The sequence below is a fragment of the Frigidibacter oleivorans genome (genome assembly GCF_003993775.1).
Lineage (GTDB): Bacteria > Pseudomonadota > Alphaproteobacteria > Rhodobacterales > Rhodobacteraceae > Frigidibacter > Frigidibacter oleivorans.
In genome coordinates, this window is the sequence record NZ_RJRZ01000004.1 from 231881 (window position 1) to 251603 (window position 19723).

The following is a 19723-nucleotide window of genomic DNA, read 5'->3' on the forward strand; positions in this document are numbered from 1 at the left end:
GCCCGGCGGGCGACCCTCTTGCGCGCAATCTACCGTCTCTGCGCGCGGCGCGACAGGGGCCGGCGCGGCGCGGCAGGTCACGGTCCCGTCAGCGGGGCACCGGGCCGCGTCACCTTGACATGCGCCCCGATCTGCGCCATCTGCGTCACGTGCCGACCTCCGCTGCCGCGTGAGCAGCCGCATGTCCCGACGCGCCGTTGCGCCGCAGGGGATGCCAGGAACGGCAAGCCGGTTCCCAAGTCACGCCAGGGGTCCAGCGGTCCGACGGACCGCACCCGCCCCCTCTGCCCGCGGCCTGCCGCGGGCGATCCCCGTTCGCGCGGCCCTGTTGTCCGCGCCCGACCGAAAGAACCGTCCCTTGACCGTTTCCTCCCCCGCCGCGATCCAGTCCTTCGATGCGCTCGACCTCGACAAGCAGGTGCTGGCCAATCTGAAGACCATCGGCCTGACCACTCCCACCCCGATCCAGGCCGAGGCGATCCCCTCGATCATCGCCGGCCGCGACCTGCTGGGCCTCGCCCAGACCGGCACCGGCAAGACCGCCGCCTTCGGCCTGCCGATGGTGACGCGGCTGATCCGCTTCGGCCGCCGCCCGGCGCCGGGCACGGTGCGGGCGCTGATCCTCGCCCCCACCCGCGAACTGGCCACCCAGATCGCCGACAACGTCACCGCCTATGCCGACGGCACCCCGATCCGCGTGTTCCGCGTGGTGGGCGGCGCCTCGATCAACGTGCAGGCCGAAAAGCTGAAGCGCGGCGTCGACGTGCTGATCGCCACGCCGGGCCGGCTGCTGGACCTGCTGGACCGCCGCGCCCTGACGCTGGCCGAGGCGAAATATCTGGTGCTGGACGAGGCCGACCAGATGCTCGACATCGGTTTCATCCATGCGCTGCGCAAAATCGCGAAACTGCTGCCGAAGGACCGCCAGACCCTGCTGTTTTCCGCCACCATGCCGAAGCTGATGGAGGAACTGGCGGACAGCTATCTGACCGAACCCGTGCGCGTGGCGGTGAACCCGCCCGGCCAGGCGGCCGAGAAGATCCGCCAGCATGTGCATTTCGTCAACCAGGGCGACAAGGCGCGGCTGCTGTCGGACTATCTGGCCAAGCATCCGGGCGAGATGGCGATCGTCTTCGGCCGCACCAAGCACGGGTCGGAGAAGCTCGCCAAGCTGCTGGACGGCTGGGGCCATTCGGTCGCGGCGATCCACGGCAACAAGAGCCAAGGCCAGCGGGAACGGGCGCTCGCCGCCTTCCGCAGCGGCGAGACCGAGGTGCTGATCGCCACCGACGTGGCGGCGCGGGGGCTCGATATCCCCGACGTGAAGCATGTCTACAACTACGACCTGCCGAACGTGCCCGACCAGTATGTGCACCGCATCGGCCGGACGGCGCGGGCGGGCAAGGACGGGCGCGCCGTGGCCTTCTGCAGCCCGGGCGAGATCGGCGAGCTGCGCGCCATCGAGAAGTCGCTGAAGACCGGCAGCATCGAGGTGATCGGCGGCGAGGTGCCGCTGGACACCGGCGCGCCGGCGCGCAAGCCCGGCAGCGGGCGCCCGTCCCGGCCGCAGGGCGGCCAGCCCCGGTCGCAGGGGGGCAAACCGCAGGCGGCGAAGCCCAAGACCGGTGGCGAGGCGATGCCCAAGCGCAAGCGCCCGGCCCGCCGCCCCTCGCGCCGGCCGAAGGGCGAACAGGCGGCGTAAACCCCGCCCCCGCTTGATAGGCCGCGCCCGCCGCGATAGGCGGGCGCATGGCCAAGCTCTATTTCCACTACTCGACGATGAATGCCGGCAAGAGCACGATCCTCCTGCAGGCATCGCACAACTACCGCGAGCGCGGGATGCAGACCTATCTGCTGACCGCCGCGCTCGACAGCCGCGCCGGCGCGGGCCGCATCGCCAGCCGGATCGGCATCGACGAAGCCGCCGACACCTTCGATCCCGGCACCGACCTTTTCGCCCGCATCGCCGCGCGGCTGGAGGCCGGACCCTGCGCCTGCGTCTTCCTCGACGAGGCGCAGTTCCTGACGCGCGATCAGGTCTGGCAACTGGCCCGCGCGGTCGACGACCTGACCATGCCCGTCATGTGCTACGGGCTGCGCGTGGATTTCCGGGGCGAGCTGTTCCCCGGGTCGGCGGCGCTGCTGGCGCTGGCCGACGAGATGCGCGAGGTGCGCACCATCTGCCATTGCGGGCGGAAGGCGACGATGGTCGTGCGCAAGGATGCCGCCGGCCGGGCGATGATGGAAGGCGATCAGGTGCAGATCGGCGGCAACGAGACCTATGACTCGCTGTGCCGCCGCCACTGGCGCGCGGCGGTGGGGCACCGGGCCCCGCCTCCGCCTTCTGCAGCTGACCGAAATATCCCGGGGGTGAATTGAGCCGCAGGCTCAAGAGGGGGCAGCGCCCCCTGCCCCGTCTACGGGCGCCCGGCCATCATGCCGATTGCGCATAGCCGCCGTTGTAGACCTCGCTCTTCCGGCGGATCTGCGAATGTTCGACGATCCGGTCGCGGGCGATGCCGCGGAACTCCTCGATCGAGGCATGGCCCTTGCGCTGCAGATAGTCGCCCAGATCGCCGGTCAGCTCCTGGATCAGGTTCACGCCGATGCCGCCGCTGCCCTTCTCCTCCATCGCGGCGGTGCAGACCTGCAGGGTGCCCGCGCCATGGGCGATGAAGTTGAAGGCCTCGCGAAAGCCCCGGATCCCGCCGATGCCGGAAATCGCCTTGTCCGGGAAGGCGCGCGAGATATCCGACACCCGCTGCAAGGCCTGATGCAGGATGGCGAGGCCCCCCAGCCCGCCAGAGGTGACCAGCCCGTCCACCTCGACCTCGAACTTCATCGTCTCGGGATCCAGCAGCGGCAGCGAGGGGAAGGTGTTGCAGAGCGATATCGCCGCCGCCCCCGCCGCATAGGCGGCCCGCGCCCCGTCCACCAGCGACGAGGAGGACGGCGTCAGCTTCACCCAGACCGGGACGTCGACCGCCCCGGTGACGGCGCCGAGCACGGCGCGGATGATGTCCTCGTCATTGGCGATATGCGCGCCCATGTCCTTGCGGTCCATATGCGGGCAGGACATGTTCAGCTCCAGCGCGTCGCAACCGGCCGCCACGCAGGCGCGGGCCAGCGTCCGCCAGTTCTCCATCTCGGCCGCGCTGCCGGCGCCCGCCATGATCGAGGCGATCAGCATCCGGTCGGGATAGGTCGTCTTGATCTCTTCCAGATCGGGCAGCCACAGATCGAGCGGCTGGTCCGAGATCAGTTCCCAGTTCCACGAGGAATGGGACACGGTGTCGGGCCGCTTGTTGCGCGAGACATAGGGTTTTTCCTCGCTGGCGCGCTGGAAGATCGTCCTGGGCCCCGCCACATTTTCCACCGGGTGCAGGCCGATCGTCTTTGTGACGACGCCGCCCCAGCCCGACTCGAAGGCCTTCAGGATCTTTCGCTTGCTCTCCGTCGGCGGCGCGGAGGCGAGGATGAAGGGATTGACGAAGCGAAGGCCGGTGAAATGGGTGGTCAGGTCATGGGTCATGGCGCGCTCCCGTGGTCACGCTCAGGAACCCATGTTTTTTACCAGCCAGTCAATAATTTTCCCCGCGCGGCAGGGGATGAGCCCGTGCAACCGTCCGTTGTCGGCGCCGGTTGATCGAAATCTGGGCAGAAACGGGTTCCCCCCGGGCCAGCGAGCGGCAGACATGCGGGGGCCAGACATGCGAACGGGGCCCGCAGGCCCCGTTCACCGGTCATTCGTTCTGCGGCTCAGATGCGACGGTCGCGGAAGTAGTCGTCCACTTCGCGCTCGGCCTCGTCGCGGGTCTTGCCGTACTTTTCCTGCACCAGCCCGGCCAGCTTGTCGCGCTTGCCGGCGGCAACGTCGAGCTCGTCATCCGTCATCTTGCCCCAGCGCTCTTTCACCGAGCCCTTGAGCTGCTTCCAGTTGCCTTCGACGATATCCCAGTTCATTGCATGTCCTCCGTGAGGTTATGCACAACAAACGCGCAGGATTAGAACGGGTTCCGGCGGCTCAGACGGGATTCGGCAGGGGCGCGCCCGCCGCGAAGGCGTGAAGGTTCGCCAGCGCGATCCGACCCATGGCCACCCGCACCTCCAGCGTGGCGGTCCCCAGATGCGGCAGCAGCACCGCGGTGTCGAGCCGGCGCAGCGCCTCGGGCACCTCGGGTTCGCGTTCGTAGACGTCGAGCCCCGCCCCCGCGATCAGCCGCTGGTCCAGCGCCGCGATCAGCGCCGCCTCGTCCACCACATCGCCGCGGGCGATGTTGATCAGGATCGCGTCGGGCCGCATCGCCGCCAGAACCTCGGCCCCGATCAGGTGCCGGGTCTCGGGCGAGGCGGGCACCGCCGCCACGAGGATGTCGGCCCATCCGGCCAGTTCGGCCAGCGGCATCGCCTGCGCCGGCATCCCCGGATCGGCGACGGGCGAGCGGTTGGCATAGCCCACCTCCATGCCGAAGCCGTAATGCCCCCGGCGGGCGATAGCGCGGCCGATGCGGCCCATGCCGACGATCCCCAGCCGCTTGCCGGTGACATGCCGGCCCAGCATCTGCGTCGGCTCCCACCCTGTCCAGCGGCCGGACCGCACCAGCCGCTCGCCCTCGGCGGCGCGGCGGGCGGTCATCAGGATCAGCGTCAGCGCGATGTCGGCGGTGGCATCGGTGACGGCGCCGGGGGTGTTGGTCACGGCGATGCCCGCCGCCCGCGCGCCCGCGACGTCGATATGGTTGTAGCCCACGCCGAAATTGGCCAGCAGCCGGCAGCGGGGCTGCAGCCCCGCCTGCGCGAAGGCCGCCGCGGTGAAGCGGTCGCCCAGCGTGCACAGCACCGCGTCATGGTCCGTCAGCGCGGCCGCGGCCTCGGCCTCGGTCAGCGGCGCCGCGCCGGGGCGGAAGGTGCAGTCGAAGGCCTGCGCCGCCTCGGCCGCCACGGCATCGGGCATGTCCCGGGTGATCAGCAGCTTCAATAGAGCCTCCCGCCTTCGGGCACCTCCAGCGAGGGGCCGATCAGCACCACCCGGCCCTCGGCATCCGGCACGCCCAGCGTCAGCACCTCGGACATCACCGGGCCGATCTGCCGGGGCGGGAAATTCACCACCGCCAGCACCTGCCGCCCGACCAGCGTTTCCGGAGTGTAGTGGTCGGTGATCTGGGCCGAGGACCGTTTCTCGCCCAGTTCGGGGCCGAAATCGATCCACAGCTTGTAGGCGGGCTTGCGCGCCTCGGGGAAGGGTTCGGCGCGGGTGATCCGCCCGACTCGCACATCGACCTTCAGGAAATCGTCGAATCCGATCCGCTCTGCTGCCGCACCGCTCACTTGCCCAGCTCCCGTCCCCGGTCCGCCGCCGCCTTCACCGCCGCCGCCATCAGCGCGGGGAAGCCGGTCTCGGCATTCATCAGCACAGCCAGCGCCGCGGCCGTGGTCCCGCCCGGCGAGGTGACATTGATCCGCAACTGCCCCGGATCCTCGTCCGCCGCCTCGGCCAGCGCGCCCGCCCCGGCGACCGTCGCCTTCGCCAGTCGCAGCGCCAGCGCCGGGGGCAGGCCCTCGGCGGCGCCGGCGGCGGCCAGCGTCTCGATCAGATGGAAGACATAGGCGGGGCCGGAGCCGGAGACGGCAGTGACCGCATCCATCTGGTGCTCGCCCTCCAGCCGCACCACCTGCCCCACCGCCGACAACAGCGCCTCGGCCAGCGCCATCTGCGCATCGGTCGCGCGGTCATTGCCGCAGATCGCGGTGATGCCGCGCCCGATGGCGGCGGGGGTGTTGGGCATCGCGCGGATCACCGGCGTCGTCGCGCCCAGCATCGCGGCATAGGTGGCAAGCGTGGTCCCCGCCGCGACCGACAGGAACAGAGTGCCGCCGCCGCCGAAGGCCGCCAGGGCCGGCAGCGCATCGGCCATCATCTGCGGCTTGACGGCGATCAGCACGACGGCGGGGCGTTCGGGCAGGCCGTCCAGATGCACGCCGGTGCCGCGCAGCCAGTCCGAGGGGTTGGGGTCGCGGACCCAGACCGACCCGGCGGGCAAGCCGCCCTTCAGCCAGCCCGCCAGCAAGGCCGAACCCATCTTGCCGCAGCCGAGGAGCACGAGCCCGCGCTCCCTGACATCGTTCATGTCCATGCCCCGTCTCCGTCGCAGTCTCTGTCCGAAGGACCGGGGCGGACCTTAGGCGCGGCCATAGGCCTCGGCAATGGCCACCTGCATCGCGGCCTCCGGGTCCTTGTCGCCCCAGGCCACCAGCTGGAAGGCGGGGTAGAAGCGTTCCGCCGCCATCACCGCGCTGCCGATCATCCGGTCGATCTGTTCGGGACCGGCCGATTGGCTGCCGGACAACAGCAGGCCATAGCGCCAGACCATCAGCCGCTGTTCCGCCCAGTAGGTGAAGGCGCCGCACCAGACCTGGTCGTTGATGCGGTTCAGCACCTCCATCAGTTCCGGCATCCGGTGTTCGGGCGGCTCCATCTCGAAGGTGCAGATCAGACGCAACGTCTCGTCGCGCGCCGACCAGGCGAGCGTCAGCGAATAGGTGCGCCACTGCCCTTCGACGGCCATGGCGATCTGGTCGTCGGCGACGCGGTCGAATTCCCAGTCGTGGTATTCGGCGAGCGTCTCGACAATGTCGATCGGGTCGATTTCGTCGGAGAGGGTGAAGTCTTCGGCAAGCGACATGCAGCGCCTCGTCTGCTTGTGCCGGTGTCCGGGGCAGGGCCTACTACCGGCAGGGTCTGACGCGAAAGGCGGCGTGACCTGCATCCGCCCTCACAACATATGGTGCAGTCGCAGCGTCAGCCTGTAAAGCCGATTCTGGTGGATAACCCCGCGATCTTGTGGATGACCCGAAGGCGGGGGCGAAAGCTGGGACGGCGCGGTCGCAGCTCTCACGCGGTCGTGACTTGGCACCCCTTTATCCTGCGGTGGAAGCATCTATTTAGCTTGCTAAGCAATTAGCAGGCTTTCCCATGACCGAGTCCCCGCTGCTCGACGCCCTTCTGCAGGTGCTGCGCGAACTGCGCCGCCAGTACGACACCACCGCCGCCGAGATGGGACTGACCATGTCGCGGGCGCGGGTGCTGACGACGCTGGCGCGGATGGAGGGCGCGACGCAGGCCGAACTAGCGCAGGAACTGGGGATCGAGGCGCCGACGCTGAAACGCCAGATCGACGCGCTGGACCAGGACGGGTTCATCGAACGCCGGGGCCTCGACGGCGACGCCCGCAAGCGGGCGCTGTTCCTGACGGACCGCGGGCGGTCGGCCGAGGTGACGCGTTTCGTCGAACGGATCCGGGCCGAGGTTCTGGCCGATATCTCGGACGAGGATCAGGAGCGCACGCGCCAGGTGCTGGAACGCATCGCCCGCAACGCCGCCCGGCTGCGCGGGCGTGACGGAGGGGTCGACCCATGACCGCCGCCCCCGACGTCCCGACCCCGGCCGCGCCTTCCCCCGAGGCCGGCTTTCCGCTGCACCGCGCGCTGCCTTACTTCGTTGCCTCGGCGCTGCTGGCGCTGTCGCAGGGGCTCGGCCAAGGTTTCGTCACCGCCAATGTCGCGCAATATGCGGGCGACCTCGGCATCACCACGACCGAAGCGAGCTGGCTGCTGGCGGCCTATCTGGTCCCCCGCGCCTCGATCACGCTGATCCTGATCAAGATCCGCACCCAGTACGGGCTGCGCCGTTTTGCCGAGATTGGCACCGCGCTGTACCTCGCGGTGGCCTTCGCCTCGGTCTGGATCAACGACCTGCGCTCGGCGGTGGTGCTGCAGTTCCTCGCCGGCATCGCCTCGGCGCCGCTGTCCACTCTGGGCTTTCTCTACATGCTGGAACCGCTGCCGCAGCAATGGAAAATGCGGCTCGGCCTGCCGATGGTGCTGGTGCTGCTGATGTCGGCGCCGACGCTGGCGCGGGTGATCTCGCCCGCGTTGGTGGGCGATGGCGGGCTGGAGGGCATCCACCTGACCACGCTGGCGCTGGCCATGCTGTCGCTGGTCGCGGTGCGGCTGCTGCCGCTGCGGCCAGTGCCGCATATGAAGGTGATCCAGCCGCTCGACCTGCTCAGCTTCGCGCTGATTGCCTTTGCCTTCGGCGGCATCGCCACCGGCTTCGTCATGGGGCCGATCCACTGGTGGGGCGATACCGCCTGGATCGGCTGGCTGCTGGCGGGGTCGGTGGCGGCACTGGCGCTGACGGTCGTCATCGAGTTGCACCGGCCGGAACCGCTGCTCGACATCCGCTGGCTCGTCTCGCCGGCGATGCTGCACCTGACAGCGACGCTGTTCCTGTTCCGGCTGCTTCTGTCGGAACAGAGCACCGGCGCCCCCCGGATGTTCCAGGCGCTCGGGCTGGCGCCGTCGCAGATGACCGGCCTTTTCGCGGTGATCTGCCTGGCCAGCCTGATCGGCGGGCTGGCCTGTGTCGCCTGGATGAAGCCGGGGCGCGAGCCGCAGTTCCACCTTGTCGCACTGCTGCTGATCGCGATCGGCGCCTTCATGGACAGCCATGCGACGGTCGATACGAGGCCCGCGCAGATGATCGTCAGCCAGTCGCTGATCGGCTTCGCGGGGATGCTGTTCATGCCCCCCGCGATGCTGAAGGGGCTGATGGCCGCGCTGGCGCGGGGGCCGAACTACCTGCTGTCCTTCGTCGTGGTTTTCCTGTCGAGCCAGAGCCTTGGCGGCGTCATCGGATCCGGCCTCTTCACGACGATCATCAACCGGCGGCAGGCGTTTCACTATCAGGGACTGGCCGAACAGCTGCAGGCGACCGATCCCGGCACCATGCGATCCATCGCCGGCGGCATGGCGGCGCTGGCCGGCCAGATGCCCGACGCCGCGGCGCGCCGGCTGCAGGCAGTGTCGGCGCTGGCACAGGACGCCGCAGCCCAGGCCTATGTCATGGCCTATAACGACGCCTATTTCCTGACCTTCCTCTGCGCGGCGGGTGCCGCCGGGCTGCTGCTGCTGCATCTGCTGCGCGACCGGCTCGCCGCGCGCCTCACCCCTCCCTCCCCCTCCGATATCCAGACCGCATCATGACCCGTCCCCAGCTGATCCCCACCGTCATCGTCACCGTCATCGGCATCGCCGGCGTGCTGCTGCTGCTGTTCGCCTGGCATCTGCCGCCCTTCTCTGCCGCCGAACCGCGAACGGAAAACGCCTATCTGCGCGGCAAGGTCACCGCCGTCGCGCCGCAGCTGTCGGGCTATCTGAGCGCGGTGGAGGCGGTCGATTTCCAGACGGTGAAGGCCGGCGACGTGATCGCCCGCATCGACGACCGCATCTACCGCCAGAAGCTGGCGCAGGCCGAGGCGCAGCTGGCCGCCGCGAAGGCCGCGCTGAAGGTGGGCGAACAGTCGCTGCGCTCGGCCGAGGCGGTGGCCCGGGCCGACGACGCCGCACTGGCCGCGGCCCGGTCGGCGCTCGCCACGGCGGAAACCGACTGGACCCGGTCGCAGGCGCTGCAAGAGCGGGGTGTCACCTCGCAATCGACGGCCGACCAGTCGGAACTGGCGGTGCAGCAGGCGCGGGCCGCCGTCGAACAGGCCGAGGCGCAGGTCGATGTGCAGGCCGAGGCGATCGAAAGCGCGCGGGTCGGCCTGTCCGCGCGCCGGGCCGACATCGCCAGCGCCGAGGCGGCGGTGGCGCTGGCGCGGATCGACCTCGACAATACGGTGATCCACGCGCCGGCGGACGGGCGGCTGGGGCAGGTCTCGGCCCGGGTGGGGCAGTATGTCACCGCGGGCACCGCGCTGGTGTCCCATGTCGGCACCGATCTGTGGGTGATCGCCAATTTCAAGGAGACCGGCCTGCACGGAATGCGGACCGGGCAGGAGGTCCGCTTCACCGTCGATGCGCTCGGCGGCCAGGCCTTCCGCGGCCATGTCGAGGCCTTCTCGCCCGCCACCGCGTCGGAATTCAGCCTGCTGGCCGGATCGAACGCCACCGGCAACTTCACCAAGATCGCGCAGCGCCTGCCGGTGCGCATCGGCATCGACCCGGGTCAGGCGATGGCGGACCATCTGGCGCCGGGCCTGTCGGTGGTGGTGGATGTCGATACCGGCCCTACCCCGCCCGCCAGCGCGGGGTGAGGGCCGGGGCGTCTCAGCCCTCGGCCAGACCCTGCGCCGCCAGCCAGCGTTCGGCATCGAGCGCGGCCATGCAGCCCATGCCGGCCGAGGTGACGGCCTGCCGGTAGACATGGTCGGTCAGGTCGCCCGCGGCAAAGACGCCCGGGACCGAGGTCGCGGTCGATCCGGGTTCGACCTTCACATAGCCGCCCGAATGCAGCTCCAGCTGGTCCTTGACCAGTTCCGAGGCCGGGTGATGCCCGATCGCCACGAAGAAGCCCGCGCAGGGCACGTCGGTCGTGGCGCCGGTCCGCACGTCGCGCGCCCGCACCCCGGTCACGCCGAGCGGCGTTTCGGTGCCCAGAACCTCGGTCACCTCGTGGTTCCACAGGAGCTCGACCTTCGGATGGGCGAACAGCCGCTCCTGCATGATCCGTTCGGCGCGCAGCGTGTCGCGGCGGTGGACCAGCGTCACCTTGCTGGCAAAGTTGGTCAGGAACAGCGCCTCTTCGACCGCGGTGTTGCCGCCGCCGATCACCACCACCTCTTTCCCGCGATAGAAGAAGCCGTCGCAGGTGGCGCAGGCCGAGACGCCGAAGCCCTTGAACTTTTCTTCCGAGGGCAGGCCCAGCCATTTCGCCTGCGCCCCGGTGGCGAGGATCACCGCGTCGGCAGTATAGGTGGTGCCGCTGTCGCCCACCGCGACGAAGGGCCGGCGCGACAGGTCCAGCGTCAGGATGATGTCGCCCACGACCTCGGTCCCCATGGCGCGGGCGTGGTCCTCCATCTTCACCATCAGGTCGGGGCCCATGATCTGCGCCTCGCCCGGCCAGTTTTCCACATCGGTGGTGATGGTCAGCTGCCCGCCGGGCTGGATGCCCTGCACCAGCACCGGCTTCAACATCGCGCGGGCGGCATAGACGGCGGCGGTATAGCCCGCGGGCCCCGAGCCGATGATCAGAACCTTGCTGTGCCGCGTCTCGCCCATCGTCGTCATCCTTGCTGTCCGCCGGCATCCCCGCGCCGGTCCCCATCCCCGCCCCGCCCGGCCCCGGCTTGGGGGTCCCGGGTCGGGAGGGCCGGGGTTGCACCCCGGCGCAGGCCGATATATGCCGCCTCGACTGGCGCGAAAAGACCGGAGATCGCTGATCCGGTCCGCGTCCTCCGCAGGGCTGCCCGCGGTGGTCCGCCGTCCATGCCGAAATATAATTGCGCATGCGGTGGGGCAGCGGTAAGCAACGAAAAGCATCATGAGGCATCGGCAATGGGCGCGAACAGACTCGACGAGATCGACCGAAAGATCCTTGCCGAGTTGCAGGCCGATGGCCGCATGACCAATGTCGAACTGGCCAAGCGCGTGGGCATTTCCGCCCCGCCCTGCCTGCGCCGCGTCCGCACGCTGGAGGAGCAGGGCTATATCCGCGGCTACCACGCCGAGGTCGATCCCCGCGAACTGGGCTTCGAGGTGGCGGTCTTCGCGATGGTACGGCTGCACAGCCAGGCGGAGAGCGACCTCTCGGCCTTCGAGGACCGCTGCCGCGCCTGGCCACTGGTCCGCGAATGCCACATGCTGAACGGCGAGATCGACTTCATCCTCAAATGCGTGGCGCCGGACCTGTCGAGCTTCCAGTCCTTCCTGACGGGCGAGCTGACGCGGGCCGACAACGTGGCCTCGGTGAAGACGAGCCTCGTGATCCGCGGCGCCAAGGACGAACCCGGCGTGCCCTTCGACGTGCTGGAAGAACGGGTCGGCCGCAACGCCTGACCGCCGGCGGGCGGGCCGACGCAGCGGCCCTGCCCGGACCGGCGCGCCCTCAGCGCGCCAGTTGCAGTTCCTCGGCCTCGAACCGGGTCAGGCGCGGATGCGCCACCGGGCCGAAACCGCGCAGCCGCTGGCGTTCGTCGCCCTGCGGCAGATGCGGGAACAGCGCCAGGAACAGCTGCAGCAACTGCCGGTCCATCATCCCCTCGAAGCCCTCGCCGGGATGGAAGCTTTCGATATCGACCCCCGCCGCGCTGAGCGTCCGCTGCTGGGCCAGCACCAGATGGTGCACCGAAACCGGCGTCGCGGGGGTGACCTCGATGACGCTTTCGCCGTCCGCCATGGCCCGGACCGGCGCATAGGCCTGTTCGGCCCCGACCAGCGACGGCAGGCGCGGGTCGCGGCGCAGGACGCGCGCATGCGGCCCCAGCACCACATCGGTCAGCGGTCGGCCAAGGCCATAGCTGTCGGCCATGATCCGCGTCAGCCGGGCAGGTTCGCCCGCATGGCCGCCCGTCCGTTCGGTCGTGGTCACGGGATAGAGGGTGATGGTCCCGGTCCAGAGCAGTTCCTCGGGGCCGTTCTCCAGCGTCGTCACCAGATCGCCGGGCATCAGATCCTCGACCGCGGTGGGGCCGTTCGGCGTCGCGATGACGGTGCCGCGGGCCACCGCGGAGAAGGCCTGCTCGAACAGCGGCAGCGCCGGGGCCAGCCGCGACACGGTGCCGACGCCGCCTTCGGGGCGCTGGAAGGCGACCTCGTAGCGGCGCGCCAGCGGCATCGCCCGCAGGGGCCGCCTCTCGCTGCGCGGGGCCCAGTCCTTCTGGCCCGTGATCTTCGAGACGCTGGACGTCACTTGCGGCGCCGGATCCGCCGGCGCGCGGTGGGGATAGGTCATGGGTTCAGCCTTCCGGTCAGCTCACCCGCGTCGGCCCCCACCGAAAACGCAGATGGAACGGACCAATTCTGCCCGGTGCGGGCAAGGGTGTCAAAATCTTCAACAGCAGGTGACGGATCGCGTCCGATCGGACGCCAGCCGCCCTTTTCGTTTCCTCCCCGGCGGTGCGGCCGCCGGGTTTTCGCCACATTCGCCTCTGCCCCCCGCCCGCCGATTCGCCGGGCGCGGCTCAGGCGCGGGCGGCGATCCGGCCGGTCGTCGCGGGCACCGCATCGGCCGGCACCGCCGGTGCGGGCTGCGCCGCGCCGCGCTGCCACGGCAGATGGGCGGTATCCGCCTCGCGCGTCGCCGCGGCCAGCGTGTTCAGAAGCCAGCGCCGTTCCTTCGTCATGCCATCCTCCGGTCTCGATCCCGCATCCGGGCGTTGAGGAACCTTTGCCGGCAATTCGGGCGGATCCGTGACCATCCGCGGACGCGGGCGGGGCATTCGGAAAGATTGCTTCGGACGCGCGCGCAGGCGGCGGATCAGAGCCGGATGGCCGAGATCAGCCGGCCGTAATCCGCCTCGCGGGCATGGCAGGTGCGGCGATAGGAATAGAAGCGGTCGGGGTCGGAAAAGGTGCAATGCCCCGTCCATTCCGCCTGCCCGATGCCGGCCGCGCGCAGGCGGGCCAGCGCATAGCCCGGCAGGTCGAACAGATAGCGGTCGCCCTGCCCGTTGGCGAAGAAGCGCTCGCTCGCCTCGTCCTCCATCAGGAAGGTGTCGAGGAATTCCGGCCCGACCTCATAGGCGCGCTGGCTGATCGCCGGGCCGATCACCGCCGCGATCCGCTCGCGCCGGGCGCCGGCCGCCTCCATCGCGTCAAGCGTCGATTCGAGCACGCCCCCCAGCGTGCCGCGCCAGCCGGCATGGGCTGCGCCGATCACCCCGGCCGACGCATCGGCGAACAGGACCGGCTGGCAGTCGGCGGTCAGCACCGTCAGCACCAGCCCCGGCACCGCCGTGACCAGCGCATCGGCCTGCCGCGCCTCGGCCAGCGGGCTGGTGACCGTCACCACATCGGCGGAATGGACCTGATGCACCCCCACCAGCATCTGCGGCACGACGCCCATCGCCTCGGCCACGCGGGCGCGGTTCAGCGCCACCGCCTCGGTCTGGTCGGACGAGCCGTGCCCGCAGTTCAGCCCCGCGAAGATGCCCGAGGAGGCGCCGCCCCTGCGGGTGAAGAAGCCGTGGCGCAGCGGCGCGAGCGAACGGGAGGTCAGGATTTCGAGCGTCATGAACGGGCCACCGGGGCTGTGTCGGGGGGCGGCGCATCGAAGCCGGGCGGCGGCGGTGTTCCCCGGGGGTGGACCGCCAGCGCCTTGAACACCGTTCCCATTTCCTGCGGATGGGTCAAGCGACGATGCGCGGCCAGATGCTGGCGCAGCGTGTCGCCGCCCATGCCGCGCGCCAGCCGCTCGGCCCGCGCGGCGATGCCCAGCCGGTCCAGCAGCGCGCCCTGCGGGGTCATGCCGGTGACGGCGGCGCCGGCCGCCACGGCCGCACGGGCGACCGCCTCGAAATCGACATGCGCGGTCAGGTCGGCCTCGCCCGGCCGGGCGAAGGGATCGACGGGCGCGTGATCCTGCACCGCCTGAAAGGTGTCGCCCCGGCTGCGCCAGCCGCCATAGTCGATGAAGATCGCGGCCCCCCCCTGCCGCGCCACCCGGCCGGCGACGGCGGCGACGATGGCGGGCAGCGCCGGGCACAGTTCCACCACCTCGCCCTCGGCCGTGTCGTCCAGCCGGCGGTCCAGCGCGGCCAGCGGGGCGGGGGCGGAAAGGCCGGGGACCAGCCGCCCCCCGTCATCGAGGCCCACCATCCGTTCCCGCCAGCCCGGCCCGGCCCGGACGAACTGGCGGATCGGCAGCGCGTCGAGAAACTCGTTGGCCAGCAGGAAGGTCGGCGCCTCGGGCAGATCCTCGACCCGGTCGAGCCAGAGGGCCCCCTGCCCGTCCAGCGCCGCGCGCTGGCGGTCGCGCAGCACGGGCGAGGCCTCGACCAGATGCGGCTGCGCCGCCGCCCGCATCCCCGGCACCGCCTTCAGCGTGCGCAGCACATCGGCCATCTGCGTGCCCCGACCGGGCCCGATCTCGGCCAGCACGATGCGGTCGGGGCTGCCCTGATCCGTCCAGGCCTGCGCCAGCGCCAGCGCCAGCAGCTCGCCGAACATCTGGCTGATCTCGGGCGCGGTGGTGAAATCGCCCGCCCGGCCCAGGGGATCGCGGGTGGCGTAATAGCCGTGGTCGGGATGCAGCAGGCAATCGGCCATGAACTCGGCCAGGCTGATCGGCCCCGTCTGCGCGATCCGCCGCGCCAGCAGGGCGGCGAGGGGGGTCATGCCGTCCGGCCCTCGGGCGCGGGCCGCGCCCGCAGGATCAGCCACAGGCCGAGCGCGATCATCGGCAGCGACAGCAGCTGGCCCATCGACAGGCCGGTGCCGAGGAACTGGATGGCATTGCCCGCCGGATTGTCGGGGGTGACGAATTGCGCGTCGGCCTGGCGCACGAATTCCACCGCGAAGCGTGCGGCGCCATAGCCCGCGACGAAGAGGCCCGCGATCCGCCCCGGCGCCTTCAGCCAGCCCGCGCGCAAGGCCAGCAGCAGCAGCGCCATCAGCACCAGCCCCTCCAGCCCCGCCTCGTAAAGCTGCGAGGGATGGCGGGCGCATTGGCCGAAGGGAATGCCCGGGCAGGTCTGCGCCGCCTCGCCCGGAAAGCGCACGCCCCAGGGGAGGCTCGTGGGCCGGCCCCAGAGTTCGGCATTGATGAAATTGGCGATGCGGCCGAGGAACAGCCCCGGCGGCGTCGCCAGCGCCAGCGCATCGGCCAGCGACAGCGGCGGGATCCCGTGCCGGCGGCAGAACCACAGCGCCGCGACCACCACGCCGAGGAAGCCGCCGTGGAAGGCCATCCCCCCGTGCCAGACCTTCACGATGTCGAGCGGATGGTCGAGGAAATAGGCGGGCTGGTAGAACAGCACATAGCCGAGCCGCCCGCCGAGGATCACGCCGAGGATGATCGCCGTCAGCAGATCCTCGACCCGCGCGGGCTCCATCGGCGCGCGGTCCGCCGGCCACAGCGCGGGGCGGCGCATCAGCGCGACGACGATCCGCCAGCCCGCGACCAGCCCCAGGATATAGGCCAGCGCATACCAGCGCAGCGAAAAGCCGCCGATGGTGAAGATCTCGGGCGAGAGGTCCGGGAAGGGCAGGCCGGTCATCGGGCTCCTCGGGTCATCGGGCGCCGCGGGGGCGGGTCATCCGCCGGCGGGCGGCGGTTTGCGGTCGGGCGCAGACAGACCGCGCCCGGGGGGCGGAGTCAAGGCGGCGAGCGGCGCGCGCGGGGGGCCGTCTGCCCCTCATGGCGCGTGCCGCGCCCGTTCGCCCGCCGGGGATATCCGGGAACGGAAGATGGGCGGGCTACGGGGCCCGCCTTGCCTTGTCAGCGCAGGGACGAGCGGCCATATAAGGCCCTACGCGCAGAGGGAGCATCCGCCATGCAGGGCAACAACAAGTTCTTCGACGACATCTCGAAGCTGATGACCAATGCGATGGGCGTGGCCCAGGGCGCCCGGACCGAGGCCGAGACCGCGATGAAGTCCTGGATGGACCGCTGGCTGGCCGACCGCGACTTCGTCACCCGCGAGGAATTCGACGCGGTGCGCGCCATGGCGCAGAAGGCCCGGGAAGAGAACGAGGCGCTGTCCGCCCGCATCGCCGCGCTCGAGGCGCGGCTGGCGGCGGACCAGACCGCCTGACGCCCCTGCCCTGCCGGCCGCGGGAATGCACCTGCCTGTCGCCTGGGTGACGATCGGCCTGCTGGTCGCGTCGAATGTCTTCATGACCTTCGCCTGGTACGGCCATCTGAAGTTCAAGACCGCGCCCCTGCTGCTGGTGATCGTCGTCAGCTGGGGCATCGCCTTCTTCGAATATCTGCTGCAGGTGCCCGCGAACCGGATCGGGCATGGGCAGTTCAGCGCGGCGCAGCTGAAGACCATCCAGGAGGTGATCACCCTGTCGGTCTTCGCGCTGTTCTCGACCTTCTACCTGAAAGAGCCGCTGACCTGGCAGCATGGCGTGGGCTTCGCGCTGATCGCGGCTGGGGCCTGGTTCATCTTCCATGACTGGGGATAGATCTCCCGTCGCGCCCCCCTCCGTCACGAGGCAGATGGACTTGCCCCTCGCCGGGCGCTAGCAGAAGCCATGCCTCCCGTCCGTTTCCTCGATCCGGCCACGCCGCCCCACATCGCCACGCTGGTGATCCTGTCGGGGCTGAGCGCGCTGACCATGAACATCTTCCTGCCCTCGATCCCCGGCATCGCCCGGCATTACGGGGTAGACTATGCGGTGATCCAGCTGGCGGTGTCGGGCTATCTGGCCTTCAGCGGCGCACTGCAGCTGATCATCGGGCCGCTGTCCGACCGCTTCGGCCGCCGCCCGGTGGTGCTGGGCGCGCTGGCGCTGTTCCTGCTGATGACGCTGGGCACGCTGCTGGCCCCCACGGCCGGGCTGTTCCTGCTGTTCCGCATGCTGCAGGCCGTCGTGGTCAGCGGGCTGGTGCTGGGGCGGGCGGTGGTGCGGGACATGGTGCCGGGCGCGCAGGCGGCGGCGATGATCGGCTATGTCACGATGGGCATGGCGCTGGCGCCGATGGTCGGGCCGCTGATCGGCGGCGTGCTGGACGAGTTCTTCGGCTGGAAGGCGAGCTTCGTCTTTCTCGGCGTCGCGGGGCTGGCGGTGATGGTGCTGTGCTGGTTCGATCTGGGCGAGACGGCGGCGCGCGGCAGCGGCGGCTTCCGCGACCAGTTCCGCCGCTATCCGCAACTGTTCGGCGCCAGACAGTTCTGGGCCTTCGCGCTGGCCTCCACCTTCTCCTCGGGTGCCTTCTTCGCCTATATCGGCGGCGCCCCCTATGTCGGCGCCACGGTCTACGGGCTCGGCCCCGCGCAGATCGGGCTGCACTTCGCGCTGCCCGCCGTGGGCTATATGGGCGGCAACTTCCTGACCGGGCGCTATTCGGTGCGTCTGGGGATGGAACGGATGGCGCTGGCGGGGGCGCTGTTCACGGCGCTGCCGTTGCTGGCCTCGCTGGCGCTGCAGATGGCGGGGCTGCTGACCCCGCTCGCCTTCTTCGGGCTGGTGGGGGGCATGGCCTTCGGCAACGGGCTGATCCTGCCCAATGCCAATGCGGGGATGATGTCGGTGCGGCCGGAACTGGCCGGCACCGCCTCGGGCCTCGGCGGGATGCTGACCATCGGTGGCGGGGCGCTGTTCGCGGCGCTGGCGGCCTGGGCCATCGCCGGGGCGGATTCGGCGCTGCCGCTGCTGCTGGTGATGCTGGGCGCGGCGCTGGCGTCGATCCCCTGCGTGCTGATGGCCCGGCCCGGTCCCCTCTGAAGCGGCCCGGTCTGAAGCGGCCCGTTCCGAGGCGACGAGACGGCGCTTGCGGGACCGGCTTTGCAAAGGCTACGACTGGTTTCGCAAAGTTCGGGGCGACGATCGGAGCGACGCTTGGCCACGCAGAAACTCTATGCCGGGTTGAAGCTGCGCGAGACGCGGGGGCGGCTCGGGCTGACGCAGAAGGTCTTTGCCGAACGGCTGGGCGTCTCGCTGCCCTATCTCAACCAGATGGAGAACAACCATCGCCCGGTCTCGGCGGCGGTGGTGCTGGCGCTGGCGGGGGAATTCGGGCTCGACGTCACCAAGCTGTCGACCGGGGATGCCGAACGTCTGGTCAGCGACATGCGCGAGGCGCTGGCCGATCCGGTCTTCGCGGATGCGGGGGTGCCGCTGGCGGACCTGCGGCTGTCCGCATCGAACGCGCCGGCGCTGGCGCGGGCCTTTCTGGAACTGCACCGCGCCTATCGCCAGACCCATGAACGGCTCGCCTCGCTCGACGAGGCGCTTGGCCGCGACGACCGCACCAGCCTCGCCAGCCCGTGGGAGGAGGTGCGCGACTTCTTCCACTATTGCGACAACTACATCGACGCGGTGGACCGGGCGGCGGAACGCCTGTTCGGGGCCGAAGGTCACCGCCCCGACCCGGTGGCGCGCGCCCGCGACCTGCTGGCGGCAAAGGGGGTCGACCTGCAATTCGTCGACATGGCGCCCCTGCGCGCCCGCACCGGCGACCGGCTGCAGATCTCGACCCGCGCGGCCGGCGCGACGCAGCGCTTCCAGATCCTGCATCAGGTGGCGTTGCTGACGCAGGGCGACCTGCTGGACGCGACGCTGGATCTGGCGCGGTTCCAGTCCGACACCTCGCGCGCCATCGCGCGGACGGGGCTTGCCAACTATTTCGCCGGAGCGGCCCTGCTGCCCTACCGGGTGTTCCTCGATGCGGCGCAGGCGGCGCGGCATGACCTCGAACGGCTGGCCGACCTGTTCGGCGCTTCGATCGAGCAGGTGGCGCACCGGCTGTCGACGCTGCAGCGGCCGGGGGCCAAGGGCATCCCCTTCTTCTTCGTCCGCGTCGATCAGGCCGGCACCATCACCAAGCGGCATTCCGCGACCAGGCTGCAATTCGCCCGCTTCGGCGGGGCCTGTCCGCTGTGGAACGTGCACCAGGCCTTCGAGACGCCGGGCCGGTTCCTGCGGCAGCTGGCGGAAACGCCGGACGGGGTGCGCTATCTCAGCCTCGCGCGCGACGTGTCGAAGCCGGGGGGCAGCTTTACCGCGCCGGTCCGGCGCTATGCCATCGGGCTCGGCTGCGAGGTCAGCCACGCGGCGCAGGTCGTCTATGCCGACGACCTCGACCCGTCGAACCCGCGCGCCTATCAGCCGATCGGCATTTCCTGCCGCATCTGCGAACGCAAGGACTGTCACCAGCGCTCGGTGCCGCCCCTGGAACGGCGGCTGAAGGTCGATCCCGACCGGCGGGGCCTGCTGCCCTACGAGATCGTTTGAGCCGGGCGGGCGCGGCCCCCGCCCGGTCAAGGTTGCC

Annotated in this window: 22 protein-coding genes; 10 read left to right on the forward strand and 12 right to left on the reverse strand. The window is 70.4% G+C overall.

The features are described from left to right. Positions 1-382: 382 nt before the first annotated feature. Positions 383-1702, forward strand: coding sequence for a DEAD/DEAH box helicase (locus EEY80_RS08135; protein WP_407920726.1), 1320 nt, complete (start codon positions 383-385; stop codon positions 1700-1702). A 47-nt stretch (positions 1703-1749) separates the two neighbouring features. Next, positions 1750-2379 (forward strand): thymidine kinase, encoded by a 630-nt coding sequence (locus EEY80_RS08140; RefSeq protein WP_126976085.1) that lies wholly within the window; start codon positions 1750-1752, stop codon positions 2377-2379. Positions 2380-2434: 55 nt separating this feature from the next. Here EEY80_RS08140 and EEY80_RS08145 read toward each other — a convergent pair whose 3' ends face one another. From EEY80_RS08145 to EEY80_RS08170, 6 genes are all read right to left on the reverse strand, one after another. Beyond that, entirely contained in the window at positions 2435-3532 is a 1098-nt protein-coding gene (locus EEY80_RS08145) for a tRNA-dihydrouridine synthase (protein WP_126976086.1), read from the reverse strand. Positions 3533-3759: 227 nt separating this feature from the next. Next, entirely contained in the window at positions 3760-3963 is a 204-nt protein-coding gene (locus tag EEY80_RS08150) for a CsbD family protein (protein ID WP_126976087.1), read from the reverse strand. Between the two features lie 61 nt (positions 3964-4024). After that, positions 4025-4978 carry a 2-hydroxyacid dehydrogenase gene (locus tag EEY80_RS08155; protein WP_126976088.1) on the reverse strand — a complete coding sequence of 318 codons (954 nt, stop codon included), beginning with the start codon at positions 4976-4978 and terminating at the stop codon, positions 4025-4027. Next, positions 4975-5328: a tRNA-binding protein gene (locus EEY80_RS08160; protein WP_164738185.1), complete on the reverse strand. Its 354-nt coding sequence runs from the start codon at positions 5326-5328 to the stop codon at positions 4975-4977. Before EEY80_RS08160 ends, EEY80_RS08155 begins: the two co-directional genes overlap by 4 nt. Beyond that, complete coding sequence (gene proC, locus EEY80_RS08165) at positions 5325-6134, reverse strand: pyrroline-5-carboxylate reductase (RefSeq protein ID WP_126976089.1); 810 nt, start codon at positions 6132-6134, stop codon at positions 5325-5327. The genes EEY80_RS08160 and proC overlap by 4 nt, the downstream gene beginning before the upstream one ends. A 45-nt stretch (positions 6135-6179) precedes the next feature. Continuing rightward, complete coding sequence (locus EEY80_RS08170) at positions 6180-6683, reverse strand: type III secretion system chaperone family protein (protein ID WP_126976090.1); 504 nt, start codon at positions 6681-6683, stop codon at positions 6180-6182. Positions 6684-6973: 290 nt separating this feature from the next. On the opposite strand from EEY80_RS08170, the gene EEY80_RS08175 reads away from it, so the two are divergent. From EEY80_RS08175 to EEY80_RS08185, 3 genes are read left to right on the forward strand one after another with little or no spacing between them, the layout of a single operon-like run. After that, the gene (locus EEY80_RS08175; protein WP_126976091.1) at positions 6974-7417 is read left to right on the forward strand and encodes a MarR family winged helix-turn-helix transcriptional regulator; all 444 of its coding nucleotides are present in this window, start codon (positions 6974-6976) and stop codon (positions 7415-7417) included. Further along, on the forward strand, positions 7414-9045 hold the full coding sequence (locus EEY80_RS08180; RefSeq protein WP_126976092.1) for an efflux MFS transporter permease: 1632 nt from the start codon (positions 7414-7416) through the stop codon (positions 9043-9045). The genes EEY80_RS08175 and EEY80_RS08180 overlap by 4 nt, the downstream gene beginning before the upstream one ends. Next, complete coding sequence (locus EEY80_RS08185; RefSeq protein ID WP_126976093.1) at positions 9042-10097, forward strand: HlyD family secretion protein; 1056 nt, start codon at positions 9042-9044, stop codon at positions 10095-10097. The genes EEY80_RS08180 and EEY80_RS08185 overlap by 4 nt, the downstream gene beginning before the upstream one ends. A 13-nt stretch (positions 10098-10110) precedes the next feature. On the opposite strand, the gene trxB is transcribed toward EEY80_RS08185, so the two are convergent. Beyond that, complete coding sequence (gene trxB / locus EEY80_RS08190) at positions 10111-11064, reverse strand: thioredoxin-disulfide reductase (RefSeq protein ID WP_126976150.1); 954 nt, start codon at positions 11062-11064, stop codon at positions 10111-10113. Positions 11065-11340: 276 nt separating this feature from the next. On the opposite strand from trxB, the gene EEY80_RS08195 reads away from it, so the two are divergent. Continuing rightward, the gene (locus EEY80_RS08195; RefSeq protein ID WP_126976094.1) at positions 11341-11841 is read left to right on the forward strand and encodes an Lrp/AsnC family transcriptional regulator; all 501 of its coding nucleotides are present in this window, start codon (positions 11341-11343) and stop codon (positions 11839-11841) included. 49 nt (positions 11842-11890) lie between these two features. On the opposite strand, the gene EEY80_RS08200 is transcribed toward EEY80_RS08195, so the two are convergent. The 5 genes from EEY80_RS08200 to lgt form a co-directional block, all read right to left on the reverse strand. Further along, the gene (locus EEY80_RS08200; protein ID WP_126976095.1) at positions 11891-12736 is read right to left on the reverse strand and encodes a Hint domain-containing protein; all 846 of its coding nucleotides are present in this window, start codon (positions 12734-12736) and stop codon (positions 11891-11893) included. A gap of 229 nt (positions 12737-12965) precedes the next feature. After that, entirely contained in the window at positions 12966-13127 is a 162-nt protein-coding gene (locus EEY80_RS20055; protein ID WP_164738186.1) for a hypothetical protein, read from the reverse strand. 134 nt (positions 13128-13261) lie between these two features. Next, on the reverse strand, positions 13262-14017 hold the full coding sequence (gene pgeF / locus EEY80_RS08205) for a peptidoglycan editing factor PgeF (RefSeq protein ID WP_126976096.1): 756 nt from the start codon (positions 14015-14017) through the stop codon (positions 13262-13264). Beyond that, positions 14014-15120 (reverse strand): class I SAM-dependent methyltransferase, encoded by a 1107-nt coding sequence (locus tag EEY80_RS08210; protein ID WP_126976097.1) that lies wholly within the window; start codon positions 15118-15120, stop codon positions 14014-14016. The genes pgeF and EEY80_RS08210 overlap by 4 nt, the downstream gene beginning before the upstream one ends. Beyond that, positions 15117-16001: a prolipoprotein diacylglyceryl transferase gene (lgt, locus tag EEY80_RS08215; protein WP_126976098.1), complete on the reverse strand. Its 885-nt coding sequence runs from the start codon at positions 15999-16001 to the stop codon at positions 15117-15119. The genes EEY80_RS08210 and lgt overlap by 4 nt, the downstream gene beginning before the upstream one ends. Before the next feature lie 276 nt (positions 16002-16277). On the opposite strand from lgt, the gene EEY80_RS08220 reads away from it, so the two are divergent. The 4 genes from EEY80_RS08220 to EEY80_RS08235 all read left to right on the forward strand — a co-directional run bounded on the left by EEY80_RS08220 (position 16278) and on the right by EEY80_RS08235 (position 19686). Beyond that, positions 16278-16538: an accessory factor UbiK family protein gene (locus EEY80_RS08220; protein WP_126976099.1), complete on the forward strand. Its 261-nt coding sequence runs from the start codon at positions 16278-16280 to the stop codon at positions 16536-16538. A gap of 25 nt (positions 16539-16563) precedes the next feature. Beyond that, positions 16564-16914: a DMT family protein gene (locus EEY80_RS08225; RefSeq protein ID WP_126976100.1), complete on the forward strand. Its 351-nt coding sequence runs from the start codon at positions 16564-16566 to the stop codon at positions 16912-16914. A 69-nt stretch (positions 16915-16983) separates the two neighbouring features. Then, on the forward strand, positions 16984-18177 hold the full coding sequence (locus tag EEY80_RS08230) for a multidrug effflux MFS transporter (RefSeq protein WP_126976101.1): 1194 nt from the start codon (positions 16984-16986) through the stop codon (positions 18175-18177). A gap of 114 nt (positions 18178-18291) precedes the next feature. Then, entirely contained in the window at positions 18292-19686 is a 1395-nt protein-coding gene (locus tag EEY80_RS08235) for a helix-turn-helix domain-containing protein (protein WP_126976102.1), read from the forward strand. Positions 19687-19723: the final 37 nt, after the last annotated feature.

What these genes read in the sequence shown, in the direction of transcription:
- EEY80_RS08140 (WP_126976085.1), top strand. Translation starts at nt 1,750, where the DNA reads ATGGCCAAGCTCTATTTCCACTACTCGACGATGAATGCCGGCAAGAGC.
- EEY80_RS08145 (WP_126976086.1), bottom strand. Translation starts at nt 3,532, where the DNA reads ATGACCCATGACCTGACCACCCATTTCACCGGCCTTCGCTTCGTCAAT.
- EEY80_RS08150 (WP_126976087.1), bottom strand. Translation starts at nt 3,963, where the DNA reads ATGAACTGGGATATCGTCGAAGGCAACTGGAAGCAGCTCAAGGGCTCG.
- proC (WP_126976089.1), bottom strand. Translation starts at nt 6,134, where the DNA reads ATGGACATGAACGATGTCAGGGAGCGCGGGCTCGTGCTCCTCGGCTGC.
- EEY80_RS08170 (WP_126976090.1), bottom strand. Translation starts at nt 6,683, where the DNA reads ATGTCGCTTGCCGAAGACTTCACCCTCTCCGACGAAATCGACCCGATC.
- EEY80_RS08175 (WP_126976091.1), top strand. Translation starts at nt 6,974, where the DNA reads ATGACCGAGTCCCCGCTGCTCGACGCCCTTCTGCAGGTGCTGCGCGAA.
- EEY80_RS08180 (WP_126976092.1), top strand. Translation starts at nt 7,414, where the DNA reads ATGACCGCCGCCCCCGACGTCCCGACCCCGGCCGCGCCTTCCCCCGAG.
- EEY80_RS08185 (WP_126976093.1), top strand. Translation starts at nt 9,042, where the DNA reads ATGACCCGTCCCCAGCTGATCCCCACCGTCATCGTCACCGTCATCGGC.
- trxB (WP_126976150.1), bottom strand. Translation starts at nt 11,064, where the DNA reads ATGGGCGAGACGCGGCACAGCAAGGTTCTGATCATCGGCTCGGGGCCC.
- EEY80_RS08195 (WP_126976094.1), top strand. Translation starts at nt 11,341, where the DNA reads ATGGGCGCGAACAGACTCGACGAGATCGACCGAAAGATCCTTGCCGAG.
- EEY80_RS08200 (WP_126976095.1), bottom strand. Translation starts at nt 12,736, where the DNA reads ATGACCTATCCCCACCGCGCGCCGGCGGATCCGGCGCCGCAAGTGACG.
- EEY80_RS20055 (WP_164738186.1), bottom strand. Translation starts at nt 13,127, where the DNA reads ATGACGAAGGAACGGCGCTGGCTTCTGAACACGCTGGCCGCGGCGACG.
- pgeF (WP_126976096.1), bottom strand. Translation starts at nt 14,017, where the DNA reads ATGACGCTCGAAATCCTGACCTCCCGTTCGCTCGCGCCGCTGCGCCAC.
- EEY80_RS08210 (WP_126976097.1), bottom strand. Translation starts at nt 15,120, where the DNA reads ATGACCCCCCTCGCCGCCCTGCTGGCGCGGCGGATCGCGCAGACGGGG.
- lgt (WP_126976098.1), bottom strand. Translation starts at nt 16,001, where the DNA reads ATGACCGGCCTGCCCTTCCCGGACCTCTCGCCCGAGATCTTCACCATC.
- EEY80_RS08220 (WP_126976099.1), top strand. Translation starts at nt 16,278, where the DNA reads ATGCAGGGCAACAACAAGTTCTTCGACGACATCTCGAAGCTGATGACC.
- EEY80_RS08225 (WP_126976100.1), top strand. Translation starts at nt 16,564, where the DNA reads ATGCACCTGCCTGTCGCCTGGGTGACGATCGGCCTGCTGGTCGCGTCG.
- EEY80_RS08230 (WP_126976101.1), top strand. Translation starts at nt 16,984, where the DNA reads ATGCCTCCCGTCCGTTTCCTCGATCCGGCCACGCCGCCCCACATCGCC.